Below are 20,733 nucleotides of genomic sequence, written 5' to 3' on the forward strand. Positions count from 1 at the left end.
GTCACTGCCATGCTGCGTACCCAAGCGTCGCCTCCTGCGCCCTGCTTTACCCCGTTAATTGCTTCCCCGCCTTCTGCGCACTCTGTTTCCCGAATCCATCGTTACAGCGTTCACGTGCGCACTGGATCACCCCGCCTGTTTAACCAGACCGCTGCGGCTCACGCCTGATACTTCCCGATGCCGCTTGATGCTGCTCGCAGGGATAACCCGTGAGCGCCTGATTGATCCCAAAAAACAACAACTCCTTTGGAGACTGACCCATGAACTCGACACTTCGCCGCTTCAGCGTCGCCGCCAGTTGCATGCTGGTAGCCACTCAACTGTGGGCTGCAGAACCCAACCGCCCAGAATGCATCGCCCCCGCCTCGCCAGGTGGCGGTTTCGACCTGACATGCAAGCTGGTGCAAAGCGCACTGGTGAACGAGAAAATACTGTCCAAACCGATGCGTGTGACCTACATGCCCGGTGGCGTCGGCGCCGTGGCGTACAACGCCGTGGTCGCACAGCGCCCAGCCGATGCGGGCACATTGGTGGCATGGTCCAGCGGCTCCCTGCTGAACCTTGCTCAAGGCAAGTTCGGCCGGTTTGACGAGAATCAGGTTCGCTGGCTCGCGGCGGTCGGCACCAGCTACGGCGCCATCGCTGTCAAAGCAGATTCGCCCTACAAAAACCTCGATGACCTGGTCAAGGCACTCAAGGCCGACCCAAGCAAGGTAGTGATCGGTTCAGGCGGCACCGTGGGCAGCCAGGACTGGATGCAAACCGCGCTGATCGCCAAAGCCGCCGGGATCAATCCTCGCGATCTGCGTTACGTCGCCCTTGAAGGCGGCGGCGAAATCGCAACCGCCCTGCTCGGCGGCCACATTCAGGTGGGCAGTACCGATATTTCCGACTCCATGCCGCACATCCTGAGCGGTGACATGCGCCTGCTGGCGGTGTTCTCGGAAGAGCGTCTGGACGAGCCGGAAATGAAGAATATCCCGACGGCTAGAGAGCAAGGCTACGACATCGTCTGGCCGGTGGTTCGCGGCTTCTACCTCGGGCCGAAGGTGACGGACGAAGAATACAACTGGTGGAAAGCAGCATTCGACAAACTGCTGGCCTCGGAAGACTTCGCCAAACTGCGTGATCAGCGCGAGCTGTTCCCGTTCGCGATGACCGGTGACGAGCTCGACAAATACGTCAAAAAACAGGTCGCCGACTACAAGGTCCTGGCCAAGGAATTCGGCCTGGTTCAGTGACAAAACTCGATTGACTGACGAGTGGCTGCGCAGCCTGTACGGCGGCGCAGCCCAGGAGTTTACCCATGGTCCTGCAACGAATTTTTGCCTTTGTACTGCTGCTGGTCTGCGTCGGACTGACGCTGATGGCATGGCCTTACAAAGCCCCGTTCTCCTACGAACCCGTCGGCCCGCGTGCGTTTCCGCTGCTGATGCTGGCGCTGATGGGGATTTCCCTGCTGTACATGGTGTTTCGCCCGGCGCCCATCGTGCACAGCGAAGACGAACCCGAACTGGACCGCGCCACGCTGATCAAGATCGCGATCTGCACGGGCCTGCTGCTGATCTTCGCCGGCCTCTTCGAACCCTTGGGTTTTGTCCTCAGCAGCATCCTGGTCGGCATCCCGATGGCGCGCCTTTACGGCGGTCGCTGGGTGCCCAGCATCGTGATCATCACTTTGATGAGCATTGGCCTGTACGTGCTGTTCGACAAAATCATGGACGTGCCTCTGCCCCTCGGTCTGCTCGACGTTCTGGAGAAATAAGACATGGATACTCTTGGCTATCTCGGGCAGGGCTTCGGCGTTGCGCTGACCCCGTACAACCTCATTACCGCGCTTTCCGGCACGCTGATCGGCACCGTCGTCGGCCTGCTTCCAGGCCTTGGACCAATCAACGGCGTGGCGCTGTTGATCCCCATCGCTTTCGCCTTGGGCTTACCGCCCGAGTCGGCATTGATCCTGCTGGCAGCGGTTTACCTGGGCTGTGAATACGGCGGCCGCATCAGTTCGATCCTGCTGAACATCCCGGGCGAGGCGTCCACCGTCATGACGACTCTGGACGGCTATCCGATGGCCCGACAAGGGCTGGCTGGCGTCGCGTTGTCTTTGTCCGCATGGAGTTCGTTCATTGGCGCATTCATCGCCACCTGCGGCATGGTGCTGTTCGCGCCGTTGCTGGCCAAATGGGCCATCGCCTTCGGACCGGCTGAATACTTCGTGCTCATGGTGTTCGCAATCGTGTGTCTGGGCGGCATGGCCGGGGACAGGCCGCTGAAAACCTTCGTTGCGGCGCTGATCGGGCTGTTTCTGTCGACCATCGGTATAGACGCCAACAGCGGCGTGTACCGCTTCACCGGAGATAACATCCACCTGGCTGACGGCATTCAGTTCGTGGTGCTGGTGCTGGGCTTGTTCTCGGTGAGTGAAATCCTGTTGCTGCTGGAAAAAACCCATCGTGGCCAGGAAGCCGTCAAAGCCACCGGCCGCATGATGTTCAATCTCAAAGAAGCCGGCGCGGTGTTCACCGTCAATCTGCGCTGCGGCCTTTTGGGTTTCATCATGGGGGTGCTGCCGGGCGCGGGCGCTACGCTCGCCAGTGCAGTGGCCTACATGACCGAGAAAAAAATCGCCGGTAAGGATGGGAAGTTCGGTCAAGGCGACATGCGCGGCCTGGCAGCACCTGAAACGGCCATCGGTGGCGCGGCCTGTGGTGCGCTCGTGCCGATGCTGACGCTGGGTGTTCCGGGTTCAGGCACCACTGCGGTGATGATCGGCGCACTGTCGCTTTACAACATCACGCCAGGACCGCTGTTGTTTCAGCAGCAGCCTGATCTGGTCTGGGGTCTGATCGCGTCGCTGTTTGTTGCCAACGTCATGCTGGTGATCCTCAACATCCCGATGATCCGCATCTTCACGCGCATCCTCGCCGTGCCGAACTGGGCGCTGGTGCCGGTGATCGCGATCATCACCGGGATTGGCGTCTACGCGGTGCACGCCACCACCTTCGATCTGTTCCTGATGGTCGCTATCGGCATCTTCGGCTACATCCTGCGCAAGCTGGACTTCCCTCTGTCGCCGATTTTGTTGGGTTTCATCCTGGGCGGTCTGATGGAACAGAACCTGCGTCGGGCGCTGTCGATCTCCAACGGTGCACTGGATATCCTCTGGTCGAGCCCGATCACCCTCGGTGTCTGGGTGCTGACTTTGATCATGCTGGCCTTCCCAGTGATACGTATCTGGCGCAAGCGTTCACAGCGTCGCGATTTGGCGAATGTCTGACAGGCCGTCAATCACGTGGTGGGGCACACCACTGGTCGGCCTGTTGGGCGGCTACCTCGCCAGCCAGGTCGGCTGGCCATTGCCATGGATGGTCGGCTCGCTGCTAGCGATCATCCTGGTGCGCTGCCTCACACCGTGGCAACTTGCTGAAATACCCGGCGGCCGCAAATGCGGCCAATGGGTAGTCGGCATCGGCATTGGCCTGCACTTCACCCCCGTCGTTATCGAACAAGTCCTCTCGCATTTTGGTTTGATCTTCATTGGCGCACTGGTCACCAGCGTTTCCAGCGTGGTCGGGGTGTGGCTGATGCTGCGCACCGGCGAAGACCGCGCCACGGCATTCTTCTCCAGCATGCCGGGCGGCTCGGGGGAAATGGTCAACCTGGGCGCACGCAATGGCGCCATCCTCAGCAACGTTGCGGCCGGCCAAAGCCTGCGCGTACTGGCCGTGGTGCTCTGCGTGCCGGCCATCTTCAAATACCTGTTGGAAGCCAAGGCGCCAGTCCTGCAACCAGTTGCGGTGGACTGGATGTGGCTGGCGATTTTGTTCCCCGCAGGCGCTGCGATGGCGTTGTTGTGGCAGCGCTTGAAGCAGCCCAATCCATGGCTGTTCGGGCCGTTGCTGGTAAGCGCCGTGGTCAGCGTGAGCTGTGACCTGCATATCGGCTTGCCCAACGGCGGCAGCCAGATCGGGCAATGGCTGATAGGCAGCGGGCTGGGCTGTCACTTCAACCGGGCGTTCTTTCGGCGGGCGCCTTCATTCATCGGTCGCACGTTGATCGGTACAGCGCTGACGATGATCATCGCGGCCGCGTCTGCTTTGATCCTCAGCACATTGACGCTGCTGGATCTGCGGTCTCTGACACTGGGCATGATGCCCGGCGGCATTGCTGAAATGAGCCTGACCGCCGAAGTCCTGCAACTGTCCGTGCCACTGGTAACGGCCATGCAAGTGATGCGCTTGTTGTTCGTGCTGTTTCTGGCAGAGCCGTTATTCCGGTACTGGAACCGGCGGATTGTCTGACCGACGCAAATCATTGTGTAGGGGATGACTAAACAGTGGGCGGCAACCGCCACTCGATGGGTGCGATGCCGTTCTGTTCCAGAAACTTGTTGGCCTTGCTGAAATGGCCGCAGCCTAGAAAGCCCTTGTACGCCGACAGCGGTGACGGGTGAACCGAGGTCAGCACCAAATGCTTGGTCGCGTCGATCAGCTTCTGTTTGCTTTGCGCATGAGCGCCCCACAGCAAAAACACCAGATGCGGCTGGTTGGCGCTAACGGCCTCGATCACTTTGTCGGTGAAATGCTGCCAGCCCTTTCCGGCATGTGACGCCGCATTGGCGCGCTCGACAGTCAGGGTGGTGTTGAGCATCAGCACGCCTTGATCGGCCCAGGACTGCAGATACCCATGGTTCGGGATGTCGATGTTGAGGTCGCGCTTGAGCTCTTTGTAGATGTTGACCAGCGACGGTGGCGCCGGCACGCCCGATTGCACCGAAAAACACAGCCCGTGAGCCTGACCCGGCCCGTGATAAGGGTCCTGCCCCAGAATCACCACCTTCACGTTGTCCATCGGCGTGGAGTTCAGCGCGTTGAAGATCAGCGGCCCCGGCGGATAAATCTCTTTGCCTGCCGTATGCTCCTGGCGCAGAAACTCACGCAGCGCATCCATGTAGGGCTTTTCGAATTCTTCGCGCAGCGCGTGCTTCCAACTGGGCTCGAGTTTGATGCGGTCATCGCTTGTCATGGTGTCGTCCGGCAAAATCAATGGGCGGACTTTAGGGGCTGCTGCCCATTATTTCCAGTACGGCGCACCCAGGTTTTCCTACACTCTCCCTCAGGCAAGCTGTGCAACGTCGCCGCACCTGGAGGACTCACAACCTTGAACGGTGCTCCGTACCACTGATAAGAGGTCACGATGAATCTGCAATTCGAAGAGCTTACCGGCACTGACGGCGCCCGCCTCGGCATCGCCAGTCTGGACGCGGAACACTCACTTAATGCCCTGTCGCTGCCCATGATTCTGGCGCTTCAAGACAAGCTCGACGCATGGGCCAGCGACCCGCACATTGTCTGCGTGTTGCTGCGCGGCAACGGGCAGAAAGCCTTTTGTGCCGGTGGTGACGTCCGAGCACTGGTAGAGGCCGGCCACGCCCATAAAGGCCAGGTCCCACCGCTGGCGGCGCAGTTCTTCGCCGCTGAATACCGCTTGGACTACTCGCTGCACACCTACCCCAAACCGCTCATTTGCTGGGGCCATGGCTACGTACTGGGTGGCGGCATGGGCCTGTTGCAAGGCGCCAGCATTCGGGTAGTCACTCCGAGCAGCCGCCTGGCAATGCCGGAAGTCAGCATCGGTTTGTACCCTGACGTGGGGGCCAGTTGGTTCCTGTCCAGGCTGCCGGGCAAGCTGGGGTTGTTCCTGGGCCTTACCGGCGCCCACATCAATGGCCGCGACGCTCTGGATCTGGACCTGGCCGACCGGTTTCTGCTGGATGATCAGCAGGAAGAGATGATCGAGCGGTTACTGCAACTGAACTGGCAGGAACAAACCGCCATGCAGCTCAACAGTCTGTTCAAGGCGTTGCAGCAGGAAGCGCTGCCACAACTGCCCCCGGCGCAGTGGCTGCCGCGTCGGCAGAAGATCGACCAGATGCTGGATATCGCTGACGTCAGTTGCGCCTGCAACGCTATCAGGCTTCAACTCAATGGCAGCGATGAGTTGCTGGCAAAAGCGGCAAAAACCCTCACCGAGGGCTGCCCGATGACGGCGCATCTGGTGTGGGAACAAATCGCCCGGGCCCGGCACATGTCGCTGGCGCAGGTGTTCCAGATGGAATACACCATGAGCCTCAATTGCTGCCGTCATCCCGAATTCAGTGAAGGGGTGCGTGCGCGGCTGATCGACAAGGATCACAAGCCGCACTGGCATTGGCAAGACGTCGCCTCCATTCCACTGGCGGTGGTGGACGCGCATTTCGAAAAGGCGTGGGAAGGACGGCATCCACTGGCGGATTTGTCTGAGTATTGATGCCCACTGATCGCGACCGTCGTTGCAGGAAGTGACGAGCCGCGCGAGGCTGCGATACGGTCCGCCTGACAAACCGCAATCGCGGCCTCGCTCTGGCTCGTCAGCTCAGGGTGACCTGGTAACCAAACATAAAGAAAGGCGCTCCGACGAGCGCCTTTCTTTGTTCAGGCTTCAGCGATTGCCGCCGCCTGGTCCGCCATGGCCACCGTTACCGAAATTGCCGTCCTGGCGCATATTGCCGCCGCTCGGACGGCCTGGGCGCGGGCCTGGTTGATGTCCACCGCCGCCACCGGGATTGCCGTTCCAGCCAGGGCGTGGGCCACCGCCTCCTGGCGGTCGGCCGGGTTGATATCCAGAACCGGGGCGAGGGCCGCCGCCATTCCAGCCTCCTGGCCGTGGGCCGCCATACCCCGGACGAGGCCCTTGATATCCACCGCCATAGCCTGGGCGCGGACCTTGATAACCACCGCCGTACGGGCGACCACCATAGCCGTTGTAATAACGCGGCGGTGGCGCGTAATAACGTGGCGCTACGTAAACATCACGCCGATACGAGCGGTAGCCGCCGTCATAAATATAGGTGCTGCCGTACCCGCCTCCGTAAACCGGTTGGGTGTAAACAGGCTGAGCATAGACCGACTGCGAATACACCTCTTGCTGGTAGTAGCCGGAATCTGCGTAACAACCTGAGAGCGTGGAAGTCATGAAAAGAGTAAGCAGGATTCGTCGATACATGGCGGCCTCCCGGACCGCGGTAGGGCTCAAACCAGCGACGCTGGTCGGCATCCGCCAAGCAACTGACGGACAATCGATAAGACTGCAATTTCATGACCAAGTGCCCCGCCACGCACCGTTACCGCCAGACGGCGCCCCGCGACGGTGCACTGAATCGACCCTGAAATCGTCATCCTCAGACTTTCACCCCCCTCGCCATGCAGCTATCCCGCACCCCGTATGGCTTGCAGCGAATTGGCACAACTCTCGCTTAAGAAACCTCCGTGCAGGAGTCAATACCGGTTCGCGGCACCACAATTTGCAATAGCCGACTAGGGTTCCGGCTCGCGATTCGCGAGTGGCTGGTCCGAGAGTTGGCGACCTCCAGTAGAGGTTACACGGCGGGATAAAAGCCCGGGAGACAGGACACCAGTGGTGTCGCCGTACTCCTGACCGCCCCTTTTCGCTACTGGAGATTGTTCACCATGCAAAAGTCCCGTCTTATCGGCTTGCTTACCGCAAGCGTCTTCGCAGCACTGAGCCTCTCGGCCACCGCCGCCCCCAAGAAAGACTTCAACGTCTGCTGGACCATTTACGCTGGCTGGATGCCGTGGGAATACGCTGGCACCCAAGGCATCGTCGACAAGTGGGCCAAGAAGTACGACATCAACATCAAAGTCACGCAGCTCAACGACTACGTCGAATCGATCAACCAATACACCGCTGGCCAGTTCGACGGCTGCACCATGACCAACATGGACGCGCTGACCATCCCCGCTGCCGGCGGCGTTGAAAGCACCGCACTGATCGTCAGCGACTTCTCCAACGGCAACGACGGGATCGTGATCAAGGGCGAAGGCAAGAAAGTTGCCGACCTCAAAGGCATGGACGTCAATCTGGTCGAGCTGTCGGTTTCCCACTACCTGCTGGCACGCGCGCTGGATACCGTCGATCTAACCGAAAAAGACCTGAAAGTCGTCAACACCTCCGACGCCGACATCGCTGCCGCTTTCAATACCAGTGACGTCAAGGCAGTCACCACCTGGAACCCGATGCTGTCGGAAATCAAGACCAAGCCAGGTGTTACCGAAGTGTTCGATTCGAGCAAGATCCCTGGCGAGATCATGGACATGATGGTGGTCAACACCCAGACCCTGAAAGACAACCCGAATCTGGGCAAAGCCCTGACCGGCGCGTGGTTCGAAGTGATGGACACCATGAACGCCAAGACCGCTGCGTCCACCGCCGTACTTGAGCACATGGCAAAGGCGTCCGGCACTGACCTTGAGGGCTTCAAGTCGCAACTGGCGACCACCAAGCTGTTTTTCACGCCCAAAGAAACCCTCGAGTTCGCCAACAGCAAACAGCTGCCGAGCACCATGCGCAAAGTGGCCGACTTCTCCTTCGACCACGGTTTGCTCGGCGAAGGCGCCAAAGACGCAAGCGCTGTCGGCATGACCTTCGCAGGCGGCGTGACCGAAGGCGACAAAGGCAACCTCAAGCTGCATTTCGACCCGAGCTACGTGCAGATGGCTGCCGACGGCAAGTTGTAAACCGCTAATCGTTCAAAGGTCATTGCCATGCGCTTGATTAACCGCCGTCCGGATCGCGCCAGCCGTTTGATTCTGGTGCTCCTGCCGTTCGCCCTGTTGTTGCTCGCCTATTTCATGGGCTCGGCGACGCGGCTGACGGAAAACCCCAACGACAAGCTGTTGCCCAGCGCAGTGCAAATGACCGATGCAATCAAGCGTGTCGCGATTGTCCCGGACGCCCGCACCGGCGAATACCTGCTCTGGCAGGACAGCGCCGCCAGCCTTAAACGCCTGGCCATCGGTCTGAGCATCAGCGCCCTCGTCGGCCTCTGCCTGGGTATCGCGTCGGGCATCCTGCCACTGTTCGGGGCACCGCTTTCGCCGTTGCTGACAGTGCTGTCAATGGTGCCGCCCCTGGCAATCCTGCCGATTCTGTTCATCGTCTTTGGCTTGGGCGAGCTGTCGAAAGTGATGCTGATCGTGATCGGTATCACGCCGATTCTGGCCCGTGATCTGGAGCAGCGTGCGCGGGAAATCCCGGTCGAACTGTTGATCAAGGCGCAAACCCTCGGCGCCACGACCTGGACGCTGATCCTGCGCGTGGTGCTGCCGCAATTGCTGCCCCGTTTGTTGATTTCATTGCAACTGGTGCTGGGTTCGGCGTGGTTGTTTCTGATCGCCGCTGAAGCCATCGCGTCTACGGACGGCTTGGGTTATCGAATCTTTCTGGTGCGCCGTTACCTGGCGATGGACGTGATCCTGCCCTACGTGGTGTGGATCAGCCTGCTCGCCTGGTTGATGGATTGGGGCCTGAAAGCGCTCACCCGCAAGGCGTTTCCCTGGTACGAAGGAGCCCGCGCATGAGCTTCATTTCGGTGAACAACGTCTGGCAACAATACGATGATCAAGTGGTGCTCGAAGGGCTGAACCTCAGTGTCGCCGAAGGTGAGTTCTGCACGTTGGTTGGCGCATCGGGCTGCGGTAAATCGACGTTTCTGCGCCTGTTGCTGGGTCAGGAAGTGCCGAGCAAAGGCTCGATTCTGCTGGACGGCAAACCGCTGGCCAGCGAGCCGGATTCCAGTCGCGGCGTGGTGTTTCAACGCTATTCGGTGTTCCCGCACTTGAGCGTGCTGGACAACGTGGCGCTCGGTCTGGAATTGCCGCGCTCGGCCTTGCTCGGACGTTTGTTCGGCAACGCCAAACGCGAGGCCCGGGAGCAGGCATCGGTGCTGCTGAACAAAGTCGGCCTCGGCCATTCGCTGGACAAATACCCGACGCAGCTTTCGGGCGGCATGCAGCAGCGGCTGGCGATTGCTCAGGCGCTGATCATGAAGCCGCGCGTGTTGTTGCTCGACGAACCCTTCGGCGCGCTCGATCCGGGCATCCGCAAAGACATGCACGCGCTGTTGCTGGAGCTGTGGCGCGAGACCCAACTGACCGTGTTCATGGTCACTCACGACCTGTCCGAAGGCTTCAACCTGGGCACGCGGCTGATGGTCTTCGACAAGGTTCGCCACGACCCGCACGCCCCCGGCGCTTATGGCGCCCGCATCACTTACGACATTCCCCTTAACAGCGATCGCCGCGCCGCGCGCGCCGCCTTTGAATCGCTGCAAACGGTCTAGAGGACTTTTCACATGACTGATTCAACCCTGATTTTCCCCGTGTTCGCCGAAGACTTGTTGCCCGGGGGCGGACATCTGTCGTTCGTCCTCAAGCGCGGTGAATTGCTGCGCCTGACGGACCTCAACGGCAACGCCAACGTCAGTCTGACGATGCTCAATGCCAATGAGAAAACCGAACGCCTGAACCTGCCCGACAGCCTCAAATGCCAGCACACCGCCAAGCTCACCAGCGGCCATTGCCTGTATTCGGACATGGGCCGGGTGCTGGCGGCGATTACTGCGGACACCTGTGGCTGGAGCGACAGCATCGGCGGCGTGCTATGCGCTGAAGAAGTCGCTGAAAAATACGGCCAGGGCCGCTATCAGGAGTTGCGCAACGGCTTCTTCCGCAACGGCGCCGACAACCTGCTGGTCGAGTTGGGCAAATGGGATCTGGGCCTGGCCGATCTGCTGATGACCCTGAATCTGTTCAGCCGGGTCAACGTCGACGATCACGGCGCGCTGGGGTACGTCCCAGGCAATTCCAAAGCCGGCGACTACATCGAGCTGTACGCGCCGATGGACACCTTGATCGTGCTGACCGCGCTGCAACATCCGATGGACCCGAACCCGGAATACGCACCGCAGCCGGTCAAGCTGACCTGGATGAAAGCCGACGCCAGTGTGGCGGAGCACTGCCGGACCTCGCGCCCGGAAAACGTGCGCGGCTTTATCAACACCGCCCGCCTGTTCGCTTGAGGATGACCCCATGAACACTGCAGCCATCAAAGCTCCTGTTTCTACCACTCACATCGCGGCTGGCGAACCTTCACTGACCGAACTCAAGGCCGGGCAAACCCTGCGCCTGCTCGATCTTGAGGGCAATCAGGCGGTCGATACGCTGTTCTACAGCCTGGCCAATCCACGTGAACGCTATGACGTGCAACGTACGTTGCGTCGGCAGAACAACGTGTATCTGAGCAAAGGCAGCGTGCTGTATTCCAACCTCGGCCGCCCGATGCTGACCATCGTCGAAGACACCTGCGGCCGTCACGACACCCTTGGCGGTGCGTGCGCGCAAGAGAGTAACACCGTGCGCTACGCCTTGGACAAACGCCACATGCACAGCTGCCGCGACAGCTTCCTGCGCGCCTGCATCCACGACGGTCGGCTGGGCAAACGTGACATCAGCCCGAACATCAATTTCTTCATGAATGTGCCCGTCACTGCTGACGGCGGGCTGACCTTTGAAGACGGGATTTCCGGCGCCGGCAAGTACGTGGAACTGCGGGCCGAAATGGACGTGATCGTGCTGATCTCCAACTGCCCGCAACTGAACAATCCGTGCAACGGCTACAACCCGACCGCAGCCGAGTTGCTGGTCTGGGACTGATGGTGCATCGCTGAGCGTGTGAGTGAGTGGCGACGGACGACCGTCGCACAGAACGACTAACAGCGGGACGGCCCGCTTCCCATTCGAGACCGGCACAGCGCACAAGCGCGACGGTTTCCGGGGTTGAGAACATGTTCGACAAACTGCTGATCGCCAACCGTGGCGCGATTGCCTGCCGCATCCTGCGCACCCTGCGTGACCTGAACGTCGAGGGCGTTGCGGTTTACTCCGAAGCCGATGCGGCGAGCCTGCACATTCTTCAGGCCGACGAGGCGCACAGCCTGGGCGAAGGCGGCGCCGCCGGGACCTATCTGGCGGTGGACAAGATCCTCAACATCGCTCAGGCCACGGGCGCCAAAGCGATCCACCCCGGTTATGGATTTCTCTCGGAAAACGCTGCCTTCGCTCAAGCCTGTGAAGACGCCGGCATCGCCTTTGTCGGCCCGACGCCGCAGCAACTTCGGGTATTCGGGCTCAAACACACGGCGCGAGCGCTTGCCAAACAGCATGGCGTACCCATGCTGGAAGGCACCGAATTGCTCGACAGCGTTGAGTCGGCATTGTCGGCGGCCGACGTCATTGGCTACCCGGTAATGCTCAAGAGCACAGCAGGCGGCGGCGGGATCGGCATGCGCGTATGCCGCAGCGCCAGCGAACTGAGCGAGTCGTTCGAAGCCGTCAAACGCTTGGGCCAGAACAACTTCAGCGACTCAGGCGTGTTCATCGAAAAGTACATCCAGCGCGCCCGCCATCTGGAAGTGCAGGTGTTCGGCGACGGCAAGGGCGAGGTCATCGCCCTCGGTGTGCGCGACTGTTCGGTGCAGCGCCGCAATCAGAAAGTGCTCGAAGAAACGCCTGCGCCGAACCTGCCCGATGGTATGGCCGAGGAACTGTGTGCGGCGGCGATCAAGCTGGCGAAAGCAGTCAATTACCGCAGCGCCGGGACCGTGGAATTCGTGTTCGACAGCGACGATCAGCGCTTTTATTTTCTGGAAGTGAACACCCGCTTGCAGGTCGAGCACGGCGTGACCGAGCAGGTGTGGAACGTCGATCTGGTGAGCTGGATGGTGCAATTGGCGGCGGGTGATTTGCCGCCGTTGTCTTCGTTGCAGGCGGGGCTGAAAGCCAGCGGCCATGCGATTCAGGCGCGGCTGTATGCCGAAGATCCGGGCCGGGATTTTCAGCCGAGCCCCGGTTTATTGACGGCGGTGCACTTCCCCGCCACCGATGGCAAAACGCTGCGCATTGACACGTGGGTCGAAGCCGGTTGCGAGATCCCACCGTTCTTCGATCCGATGATCGCCAAGCTGATCAGTTGGGCGCCGGATCGGGCCACAGCCAGCGCAGGTTTGGCGCAAGCGCTGAGCGAGAGCCGTTTGTATGGCGTGGAAACCAATCGCGATTACCTGAGGCAGATCATTGCCGATCAACCCTTCGCGAGCGGCCAGCCGTGGACGCGCTGCCTGGAGAATCTCGTCTATCGCGCCGACACTGTTGAGGTGTTGAGCGGCGGCACGCAAACCAGTGTGCAGGACTATCCCGGCCGCTTGGGTTATTGGGCAGTCGGTGTGCCTCCGTCAGGCCCGATGGACAGCCGGTCACTGCGACAAGGCAATCTGCTGCTGGGCAATCCCGAAGGCTGTGCCGCGCTGGAAATCACCATGAGCGGTCCGCTGCTGCGCTTCAATACCGACGCGGTGGTGGCAGTCACCGGTGCGGTGATTGCCCTGACGCTGGATGGCGAGCCGCAGCCGATGAATACGGCGCTGCACATCGCGGCCGGATCGACCCTTGCGCTGGGCACGATGCTCGGCGCCGGTGCCCGCAGCTACCTGTGCGTGCGCGGCGGGCTGGACGTACCGAACTACCTGGGCAGCAAAAGCACGTTTACCCTGGGGCAATTCGGCGGGCATGGCGGTCGCGCCTTACGCGCAGGTGATGTGCTGCACCTGCTGCCACTGGCCGATCGTTTAGCCGGGCAGTCGTTACCGTCAGCGCAGGTTCTGGACCTGCCTGCCGTGCGCGATATCCGAGTGATTTACGGCCCCCACGGCGCGCCGGAATATTTCACCGAAAACTACATCGAGACGTTTTTCGCCACCGACTGGGAAGTGCATTTCAATTCCAGCCGCACCGGCGTGCGCCTTATCGGACCGAAGCCGGAATGGGTGCGGGCCGATGGCGGTGAGGCGGGATTGCACCCCTCCAACATTCACGACAACCCATATGCGATAGGCGCCGTGGATTTCACCGGGGACATGCCGGTGATTCTTGGCCCGGACGGTCCGAGCCTGGGTGGTTTTGTCTGCCCCGTGACGATCATCGAAGCCGATTTGTGGCAGCTGGGCCAGTTGAAGGCTGGGGACAAAGTGCGGTTTTCGCCGGTCAGCATTGCGCTGGCTCGAACCCTGTTCTGTAGGAGCCAACTGGTTGGCGAGACCTCGGACTGCGCTGAAGCCCCCTCGCGAATGAATTCGCGCCTACAGAAGATCGGTGGCGCTGCACAAAACGGTGGGAGGGAGCCTGCTCGCGATGAGGTCGGTACATCCGACACATCTTCGGAAAATGACACATCGCAATCGCGGGCAAGCACGCTCCTACAAAGGATCGCGTTAACTTCGCCGGTTGTGTTGGACATCGGGAGCGACGACACGCGTCTCGTCGCGCGCCTCTCCGGCGACACTCACTTGTTGCTGGAAATCGGCGCACCAGAGTTGAACCTGGTGCTGCGTTTCCGGGGGCATGCGTTGATGCAGGCACTGGATGCCAAATCTCTGCACGGCGTAATCGACCTGACGCCGGGTATTCGATCATTGCAAGTGCATTACCACCCAGAGCAACTCCCGCTCGCCGACTTATTGAAGATCGTGGCAGGCGAATGGGACGCCGTATGCGCCAGTCAAAACCTTGAAGTGCCCTCACGCATCGTGCATTTGCCGCTGTCCTGGGATGACCCGGCCTGCCAGTTGGCCATCGAGAAATACATGACGACCGTGCGCAAGGATGCGCCATGGTGCCCGAGCAATCTGGAGTTCATCCGGCGTATCAACGACCTGCCCAATCTGGATGAAGTGCAACGTACGGTGTTCGACGCCAGTTACCTTGTCATGGGCCTGGGCGACGTCTACCTCGGCGCGCCCGTCGCCACACCGCTCGACCCGCGCCATCGCCTGGTCACCACCAAATACAACCCCGCCCGCACTTGGACCGCCGAAAACTCGGTGGGCATTGGTGGCGCCTACATGTGCGTCTACGGCATGGAAGGCCCCGGTGGCTATCAGTTCGTGGGCCGCACGCTGCAGATGTGGAACCGCTACCGCGACGTGGCCGCGTTCGATGGCAAGCCCTGGCTGTTGCGCTTCTTCGATCAGATCCGTTTCTACCCGGTCAGCGCTGACGAACTGCTGCGCATTCGCCGGGATTTCCCGCTGGGCCGTTACCCGCTGCAAATAGAACACAGCACGCTGAATCTGGCCGATTACCAGGCGTTTCTCGCCAGAGAAGCCGAGGGCATCGCCAGCTTTCGCACCCAACAACAGAGCGCCTTTCAGGCGGAGCGCGAACGCTGGATTGCCAATGGCCAAGCGACGTTCGAGAGCGATGAAGCGGTCGCCGAGCCAAACGACGAAGCACCTCTGGAGACGGGCCACGTCAGCATCGACAGCCACATCGCCGGCAATCTGTGGCAGGTGCAAGTCACCCTTGGCCAGCGCGTCGAGGCGGGTGACACGCTGGTGATTCTTGAATCGATGAAGATGGAAATCCCCCTCCTCGCGCCGATCACAGGCGTGATTCGGGAAGTGCGCGTGCAACCCGGATCGGCCGTGCGTGCCGGGCAACGGGTGGTGGTGCTGGAAGCGCAATGAAGCGGTTTAACTTTTCTGACGAATACGGAATACAGCCATGAATCCGAACCTTTCTTCATTCGACCTGCGACTGGACAGCGTGCGTGCGGCTTACCAAAGCGCCAGCCAGACGCCGCGTCAACTGATCCTCTCACTGCGCGATAAAGCGGCGGCGTTGAACCCGACTATCACCTGTTCATTTACCTGCTGAGCGCCGAGGAACTGGAGCCGTATCTGGTGGCGCTGGAAGGCCGTGAGCTCAAAGACCTGCCGCTGTACGGCGTGCCATTCTCGATCAAGGACAACATTGATCTGGCCGGTGTGCCCACCACCGCCGCCTGTCCCGACTTTACTTATCTGCCCGAGCGCTCGGCAACCATCGTCGAGCAACTGATCAGCCTGGGCGCGATCCCGATGGGCAAAACCAATCTGGACCAGTTCGCCACCGGTTTGAATGGCAGTCGCTCGCCCTACGGTGCATGCCCCAACAGCGTGAACATGGACTATCCCTCCGGCGGCTCCAGCGCCGGGTCGTCGCTGGCCGTGGCCTTGGGCGTGTCCAGTTTTGCACTGGGCACCGACACCGCAGGCTCAGGCCGTGTGCCTGCCGGCCTGAACAATCTGGTGGGCATGAAAGCCAGCAAGGGGCTGATCTCGACAGCCGGCGTGGTGCCTGCTTGCCGTACGCTCGATTGCGTCACCACTTTTACCGCAACCGCTCGCGAGGCCAGCCAGTTGCTGGCATTGACTGCGCGCCTCGACCCACGCGACGAGTACAGCCGCAGCAATCCGTCATGGAACGACGGCTCGGCGTTCGGTACGGCCCGACCGTTTCGTTTCGGTGTGCCGCGTGCGCAGGACCTGGCCTTTTTTGGCTGCGAGCAGGGGCCGCTGCTGTTTGGCGATGCTATCGATCAATTGACCGCCATGGGCGGCGAGCCTGTGACGCTGGACCTGTCGCCGTTTCTGGAAGCGGCACGTCTGCTGTACGAGGGGCCGTGGGTCGCGGAGCGTTACAGCGTCGTCGAAGCGCTGATGAACACCACTCCCGAAGCGGTGTTGCCGGTGATTGCAGCGGTCCTCGCCAAGGCGTCTTCGGTGACAGGCGTGCAGACCTTTCGCGCGCAGTACCGTTTGCAAGCGCTGAAAGCCCAGTGCGACCGGCTGCTCGATGGCCTGGACTTCGTCGTCACCCCCACCATCGGCCGCCCGGTGACACTGGCCGAACTGCACGAGGAGCCCGTACTGCGCAATTCGGAGCTGGGTTACTACACCAACTTCGTCAACCTGCTCGATTACGCCGCCGTCGCGGTGCCCACCGCTTTCATGAACAACGGCATGCCGTGGGGTGTGACCGTGTTTGGCCGCGCGTTCACTGATCAGTATTTGCTGAGCGTCGCTCAAGGGTTGCAAGCGGTGACCGAGTTGCCGTTGGTGGGCAGGCAGACGCTGGTCGCCTCCCCGCTGGCCAATCCTGCGCGCAGTGACATGACCCGACTGGTGGTGTGTGGCGCGCATCTTGACGGTCTGGCGCTCAATTGGCAGCTCAAGCAACGCGGCGCTCGCCTGATTGAATCGACGCAAAGCTCGCCGGACTATCAGCTGTACGCGCTGGCAGGCGGGCCACCGTTTCGGCCGGGTATGGTCCGTGTCCATCAAGGCGGCGTGGCGATTGAAATCGAAGTCTGGGAGCTGCCCAGCCGGGAGTTGGGTTCATTTCTCACCGGCATTCCGGCGCCTTTGGGCTTGGGCAAGGTGCAACTGGCAGACGGTCGCTGGGAAACCGGCTTCATCTGCGAAAACCATGGCCTGGAAGGCGCGACAGACATCAGCCATTTTGGCGGCTGGCGGGCCTACCTGAAGAGCTGATGCCAAGGTTGCAGGCGCGACTTTCGCCTCGTTTGGAGGGCTGCGGTATATAGGTAATCCAGCCCTCAATCCCTCGCATGACAGAGTGAACCTCCCGATCACTCTGTCCATGCCTATCCCATGAAAGACCACTGGAACGCACCCCACCTCGACGGACTTGCCCTTCAAAGCAACGATTCAAGCGCATCGAGTTCACCCGGTCTGACACCGCCTTTTGCTGACATGGCGCCGTTGATGCCGGTCGCCGTGCCTGCCGACACGGTCCACACCCTCAATCACAAAGCGCTCAGCCGTCTGCGAAACAGCCCGGCGTGCAAACTGCTGAAGGGCTCGATCTGGACACTGCACGCCTGTCAGCTCGACATGGACTGCCCCCCGACACCGTTCGGCTTCATTGATCAGAAGCTCAGCCAGCTATTGCTTGATGAAGGTCTCGGCACGCTGTCATCTGGCGCGCTGCAGATTGAGTTCTTTACCGACACGAACCCCGCCATAGCGCAAGACGGACGCGAGCAACATGCCTGCCGGCTGACCGTAAAGGCGCTGGCGCATGCATCGCTGGATCCTCGCCGGTTTATGGGCCTGATTCGTTGCGTGGAAGCCGATCGTCCGCTCCATCCTGACGCGCCGAAACTGACCATCAAAAAGCTGATCGACCTGATTTCGCGCTCAACATGGAGCACCGACTATCAGGCGCAGCTGGAAGCGTTTTGGGACAGCTACCAGAACCCTTATCGGAACCTCGCCAAACTCTCGTTCATCGACGGGATCTGGCGCTTGCACAAGCAGCAAAAGATCAGTCTCGATGCCTATCACCTGGGGCTGGAGGCGTTGGGGCTCAGCACGTTTCCGACTTCGCTGGACGACCTGATGACGGGAGTGAATGGCCAGCGTTCCGTCCTAAGTCTGGTCATGCTCGACGACGAGATTGTGCCAGGCATTTTTCAGCTGAAATCCAGAAACACCTCCCACTGCTACCTCCACACACTGGGCGATCAACCCCAGTGTCTCGAATACATCAGTGCAGACAGCCCTTGGCGTGAGCAGCCGCTACTCGATGTGATGAATCGTTCGGACTGGCACAGGCACTACATTGATATAACCGGGAAGTCCGGCAGCGCCGCACGCTTGACGATGGTTGAATGCACCGAAGACCTGTTCACGGCCCTGACCCGCGCGCAACGGGGGTTTGTATCGAGGAGCCTTGAATCAGGCGACATCCCGGAAGACGACGCTGACACTGCCGAACACAATGAACTGTTGCTGATGCCAATCAATCCGGGGCTGAAACTGGTCAGCGTGGTTGATCTGTGGGGAGAGGACAGCAACGTTCGCGCAGGACTTCCTGACCCGCTGGCGACCGCCAAACAGTTAATGCAGCGCTGGCTGGAACGCAGCCATCATCTGACCGTAAGCGTTGATCACGTTTACGTGCGCTACGTGCGGGGAGATTCCGCCACAACACTGGGCCATGCACGTGCGCCCGTCACCCTCGTCGAAGTGCCTAGCGAATCACCCGTCAGTCTCGGCCAGGCGCTGATGGACAACTATCGCGTTGCGCACCCCGTTGGCTTCATCGATAACGGTGGGCGCAGTGTGGTGTACGTCGACTCTACCGGACAAGGCACCTGGACCGCCGCCAATGAACTGCCCATAAGCGCAGACGCTGTCGAGGCGCAGATTCGGAGTATCGACTTGCTGGCGGTTATCTCACGCCAGCTCCAGCGGTTCTGGGATCAGAAAGGCAGCGCAGTCGAACACTCGCTGCGCACCACCTTCATGACCCAGGCGCTGCTGAGCCTCAAAATGGGCGAGTTGTCACGCAGCGGTTTCGACACGTTGGTCAACGTGCTGGAAGAATCCGCCGGAGCCCCTGGCGTCGGTCACACACGCTGGTCGGCCCTGGGTCTTCACGTGAAGCAACCGCTGCTCCCCGGCTCGCGCTGCGTGTGCTGCATCGGCCTGATGGAGTTCAGCCACGATCAGAAGGCTGGCAGCATTCTTTATCAAGCGGGCCAGGAGGCGCCCTTCTTCGAATACAAAAGCGGCGACGAGCTTGGCGCGCATCTGACGCGCGCCGCTGCCAACGAGCACTGGCGAGCGACACTGCTCAACTATCTGCCCACCAGGGACCAGACACGCGTGAGTTACCTGCTGACGCTATGGGGGCGAGTGCGCGCGTTCCCAAAGCCAGCGTCCGATCTGCGCCCGTGGCTGGATGCGCTTTACCATGAGGACGTCCATCAAACCAAGGCCGGAAAACTCTGCGATCACGGGCGGGCGATGTCACCCTTCGCCTTCATGCGCCAGAGCATGCACGATCATTCAATCAGTGACGCCGAAGACAGTGTCATCACTTCAACCCAGGTGTCGCTACGCAGTTGGACCCAGCGGCTTGATCGCCTGCAAGTGATGTTGACGCCGTTGTCGCTGCTGCTCACACCGGCCACGCTTGCATCAATGGTGGCCAGCGCAGGTACGCTTTATCTGAACGCCAAAGCGGCAACGCTACCGGGCGATCGCTCGCAGGACACAAAACAGCTGCTGCTGACGGCGCTTTCGCTGGGACTCCTGAGCATGGGCACGCTGACGCCCAAACTGCTGCGAGCGCTGCGAACCTTCACCACGACCCGCCCCGTTACCTCGCCGATGACGCAACCGACGCCGCCCCTTGTGCGCGGATTCAACCAGCGGCTGCAGCGCTCGATGGCCGCTCGCAACACTCGGCTGGAGCGCTTTTTTGGCAGCGGCAGCTTGCTCAAGACCTGGACGCTCCCTGCCTATCAGAACGTTGCAACGCTGGTAGTCAAGGCCTGGAAACTGGAGCGCAAGTTCTTGCTGTGGACTTCCCACGGCAGCCAGGCCCGCACGCTGGTGGTGAGCACCCATGGCTATCACCTGCCGTGGAGCAAAACGGCGGCCATTCCCAATGGCACCGAATTACGCACGTACGTGCCTCACGGATTCGAGCTGATCGACCCGAAACTGCACAGGGTCGTCAGCCAGGGCGTACAGCCTTACTCGATTTTGACCAGCGGCAAAAACACGCCGGGGCCTGCCTCCAGTCACCTGCCCGACTGGCAACTCACCGACAAAGCGCTGGCAGGCACTTCCCAGACCGGCCGGATCAAAAATTACACGCTGAGCAAATTTCAAAGCGAACGGTACGAAAGCTATCGAGATATCGGCAATGTCGTGCAGCACAGCCGCCAATCGCCCTTTTTCGGGAAGCTGATGTCGACACCCATGGACGTACTGACCGTCAGAAACCGCTTCGGCAGAAGCAACCCTACGCTTGAAGATCTGTTTGCAGGCCTGTCACGCCAAGGCATTCACTACGACCATATTCTGTTGCTGCATTGCCGTTGCTCCGCCATAAGCTCGGCGCTAGGCCTATCGCCTGCGTTTCGTGCCCCGCTCGGCAGCACACCCATCAGCCCGTGAATAATCTCCCACCCGGCCCA

14 protein-coding genes, 1 pseudogene and 1 riboswitch are annotated in these 20,733 nt (G+C 60.7%); of the genes and pseudogenes, 13 read left to right on the plus strand and 2 right to left on the minus strand.

Annotated features, from left to right (window positions below; all coding sequences use genetic code 11):
- Positions 1-302 precede the first annotated feature (302 nt).
- The 4 genes from OYW20_RS20090 to OYW20_RS20105 all read left to right on the plus strand — a co-directional run bounded on the left by OYW20_RS20090 (position 303) and on the right by OYW20_RS20105 (position 4,304).
- The gene (locus OYW20_RS20090) at positions 303-1,241 is read left to right on the plus strand and encodes a Bug family tripartite tricarboxylate transporter substrate binding protein (RefSeq protein WP_408005526.1); all 939 of its coding nucleotides are present in this window, start codon (positions 303-305) and stop codon (positions 1,239-1,241) included.
- A gap of 65 nt (positions 1,242-1,306) precedes the next feature.
- The gene (locus tag OYW20_RS20095) at positions 1,307-1,765 is read left to right on the plus strand and encodes a tripartite tricarboxylate transporter TctB family protein (RefSeq protein ID WP_268797667.1); all 459 of its coding nucleotides are present in this window, start codon (positions 1,307-1,309) and stop codon (positions 1,763-1,765) included.
- 3 nt (positions 1,766-1,768) lie between these two features.
- The gene (locus tag OYW20_RS20100) at positions 1,769-3,280 is read left to right on the plus strand and encodes a tripartite tricarboxylate transporter permease (protein ID WP_268797668.1); all 1,512 of its coding nucleotides are present in this window, start codon (positions 1,769-1,771) and stop codon (positions 3,278-3,280) included.
- Entirely contained in the window at positions 3,273-4,304 is a 1,032-nt protein-coding gene (locus OYW20_RS20105; RefSeq protein ID WP_268797669.1) for an AbrB family transcriptional regulator, read from the plus strand. The genes OYW20_RS20100 and OYW20_RS20105 overlap by 8 nt, the downstream gene beginning before the upstream one ends.
- 28 nt (positions 4,305-4,332) lie before the next feature.
- On the opposite strand, the gene ung is transcribed toward OYW20_RS20105, so the two are convergent.
- Positions 4,333-5,028, minus strand: a complete 696-nt coding sequence (gene ung / locus OYW20_RS20110; protein ID WP_268797670.1) for a uracil-DNA glycosylase — start codon at positions 5,026-5,028, stop codon at positions 4,333-4,335.
- A 171-nt stretch (positions 5,029-5,199) separates the two neighbouring features.
- Between ung and OYW20_RS20115 the strand changes: the two genes are divergently transcribed.
- Positions 5,200-6,312: an enoyl-CoA hydratase/isomerase family protein gene (locus OYW20_RS20115; RefSeq protein ID WP_268797671.1), complete on the plus strand. Its 1,113-nt coding sequence runs from the start codon at positions 5,200-5,202 to the stop codon at positions 6,310-6,312.
- A gap of 171 nt (positions 6,313-6,483) precedes the next feature.
- Here OYW20_RS20115 and OYW20_RS20120 read toward each other — a convergent pair whose 3' ends face one another.
- Positions 6,484-7,047: a hypothetical protein gene (locus OYW20_RS20120; RefSeq protein ID WP_268797672.1), complete on the minus strand. Its 564-nt coding sequence runs from the start codon at positions 7,045-7,047 to the stop codon at positions 6,484-6,486.
- A gap of 300 nt (positions 7,048-7,347) precedes the next feature.
- Positions 7,348-7,449: riboswitch (guanidine-I (ykkC/yxkD leader) on the plus strand.
- 62 nt (positions 7,450-7,511) lie between these two features.
- Here OYW20_RS20120 and OYW20_RS20125 point away from each other — a divergent pair.
- The 8 genes and pseudogenes from OYW20_RS20125 (at position 7,512) to OYW20_RS20160 (ending at position 20,713) form a co-directional block, all read left to right on the plus strand.
- Positions 7,512-8,579: a putative urea ABC transporter substrate-binding protein gene (locus OYW20_RS20125; protein WP_268797673.1), complete on the plus strand. Its 1,068-nt coding sequence runs from the start codon at positions 7,512-7,514 to the stop codon at positions 8,577-8,579.
- Between the two features lie 27 nt (positions 8,580-8,606).
- The gene (locus OYW20_RS20130) at positions 8,607-9,422 is read left to right on the plus strand and encodes an ABC transporter permease (protein WP_268797674.1); all 816 of its coding nucleotides are present in this window, start codon (positions 8,607-8,609) and stop codon (positions 9,420-9,422) included.
- The gene (locus OYW20_RS20135) at positions 9,419-10,183 is read left to right on the plus strand and encodes an ABC transporter ATP-binding protein (RefSeq protein ID WP_268797675.1); all 765 of its coding nucleotides are present in this window, start codon (positions 9,419-9,421) and stop codon (positions 10,181-10,183) included. Before OYW20_RS20130 ends, OYW20_RS20135 begins: the two co-directional genes overlap by 4 nt.
- Before the next feature lie 12 nt (positions 10,184-10,195).
- Positions 10,196-10,921, plus strand: coding sequence for an urea amidolyase associated protein UAAP1 (locus tag OYW20_RS20140; protein WP_268797676.1), 726 nt, complete (start codon positions 10,196-10,198; stop codon positions 10,919-10,921).
- Between the two features lie 10 nt (positions 10,922-10,931).
- Entirely contained in the window at positions 10,932-11,555 is a 624-nt protein-coding gene (locus tag OYW20_RS20145; protein ID WP_268797677.1) for an urea amidolyase associated protein UAAP2, read from the plus strand.
- Positions 11,556-11,686: 131 nt separating this feature from the next.
- Entirely contained in the window at positions 11,687-15,421 is a 3,735-nt protein-coding gene (gene uca / locus OYW20_RS20150) for an urea carboxylase (protein WP_268797678.1), read from the plus strand.
- A gap of 37 nt (positions 15,422-15,458) precedes the next feature.
- Positions 15,459-17,269 (plus strand): annotated as a pseudogene (gene atzF, locus OYW20_RS20155) (allophanate hydrolase).
- Positions 17,270-17,389: 120 nt separating this feature from the next.
- Positions 17,390-20,713, plus strand: coding sequence for a dermonecrotic toxin domain-containing protein (locus OYW20_RS20160; RefSeq protein ID WP_268797679.1), 3,324 nt, complete (start codon positions 17,390-17,392; stop codon positions 20,711-20,713).
- The last annotated feature ends 20 nt before the right edge of the window (positions 20,714-20,733 follow it).

It is taken from the genome of Pseudomonas sp. BSw22131 (genome assembly GCF_026810445.1).
Classification (GTDB): domain Bacteria; phylum Pseudomonadota; class Gammaproteobacteria; order Pseudomonadales; family Pseudomonadaceae; genus Aquipseudomonas; species Aquipseudomonas huanghezhanensis.

What these genes read in the sequence shown, in the direction of transcription:
- OYW20_RS20090 (WP_408005526.1), top strand. Translation starts at nt 303, where the DNA reads ATGCTGGTAGCCACTCAACTGTGGGCTGCAGAACCCAACCGCCCAGAA.
- OYW20_RS20095 (WP_268797667.1), top strand. Translation starts at nt 1,307, where the DNA reads ATGGTCCTGCAACGAATTTTTGCCTTTGTACTGCTGCTGGTCTGCGTC.
- OYW20_RS20145 (WP_268797677.1), top strand. Translation starts at nt 10,932, where the DNA reads ATGAACACTGCAGCCATCAAAGCTCCTGTTTCTACCACTCACATCGCG.
- OYW20_RS20100 (WP_268797668.1), top strand. Translation starts at nt 1,769, where the DNA reads ATGGATACTCTTGGCTATCTCGGGCAGGGCTTCGGCGTTGCGCTGACC.
- OYW20_RS20115 (WP_268797671.1), top strand. Translation starts at nt 5,200, where the DNA reads ATGAATCTGCAATTCGAAGAGCTTACCGGCACTGACGGCGCCCGCCTC.
- uca (WP_268797678.1), top strand. Translation starts at nt 11,687, where the DNA reads ATGTTCGACAAACTGCTGATCGCCAACCGTGGCGCGATTGCCTGCCGC.
- OYW20_RS20135 (WP_268797675.1), top strand. Translation starts at nt 9,419, where the DNA reads ATGAGCTTCATTTCGGTGAACAACGTCTGGCAACAATACGATGATCAA.
- OYW20_RS20130 (WP_268797674.1), top strand. Translation starts at nt 8,607, where the DNA reads ATGCGCTTGATTAACCGCCGTCCGGATCGCGCCAGCCGTTTGATTCTG.
- OYW20_RS20140 (WP_268797676.1), top strand. Translation starts at nt 10,196, where the DNA reads ATGACTGATTCAACCCTGATTTTCCCCGTGTTCGCCGAAGACTTGTTG.
- ung (WP_268797670.1), bottom strand. Translation starts at nt 5,028, where the DNA reads ATGACAAGCGATGACCGCATCAAACTCGAGCCCAGTTGGAAGCACGCG.
- OYW20_RS20160 (WP_268797679.1), top strand. Translation starts at nt 17,390, where the DNA reads ATGAAAGACCACTGGAACGCACCCCACCTCGACGGACTTGCCCTTCAA.
- OYW20_RS20120 (WP_268797672.1), bottom strand. Translation starts at nt 7,047, where the DNA reads ATGTATCGACGAATCCTGCTTACTCTTTTCATGACTTCCACGCTCTCA.
- OYW20_RS20125 (WP_268797673.1), top strand. Translation starts at nt 7,512, where the DNA reads ATGCAAAAGTCCCGTCTTATCGGCTTGCTTACCGCAAGCGTCTTCGCA.
- OYW20_RS20105 (WP_268797669.1), top strand. Translation starts at nt 3,273, where the DNA reads ATGTCTGACAGGCCGTCAATCACGTGGTGGGGCACACCACTGGTCGGC.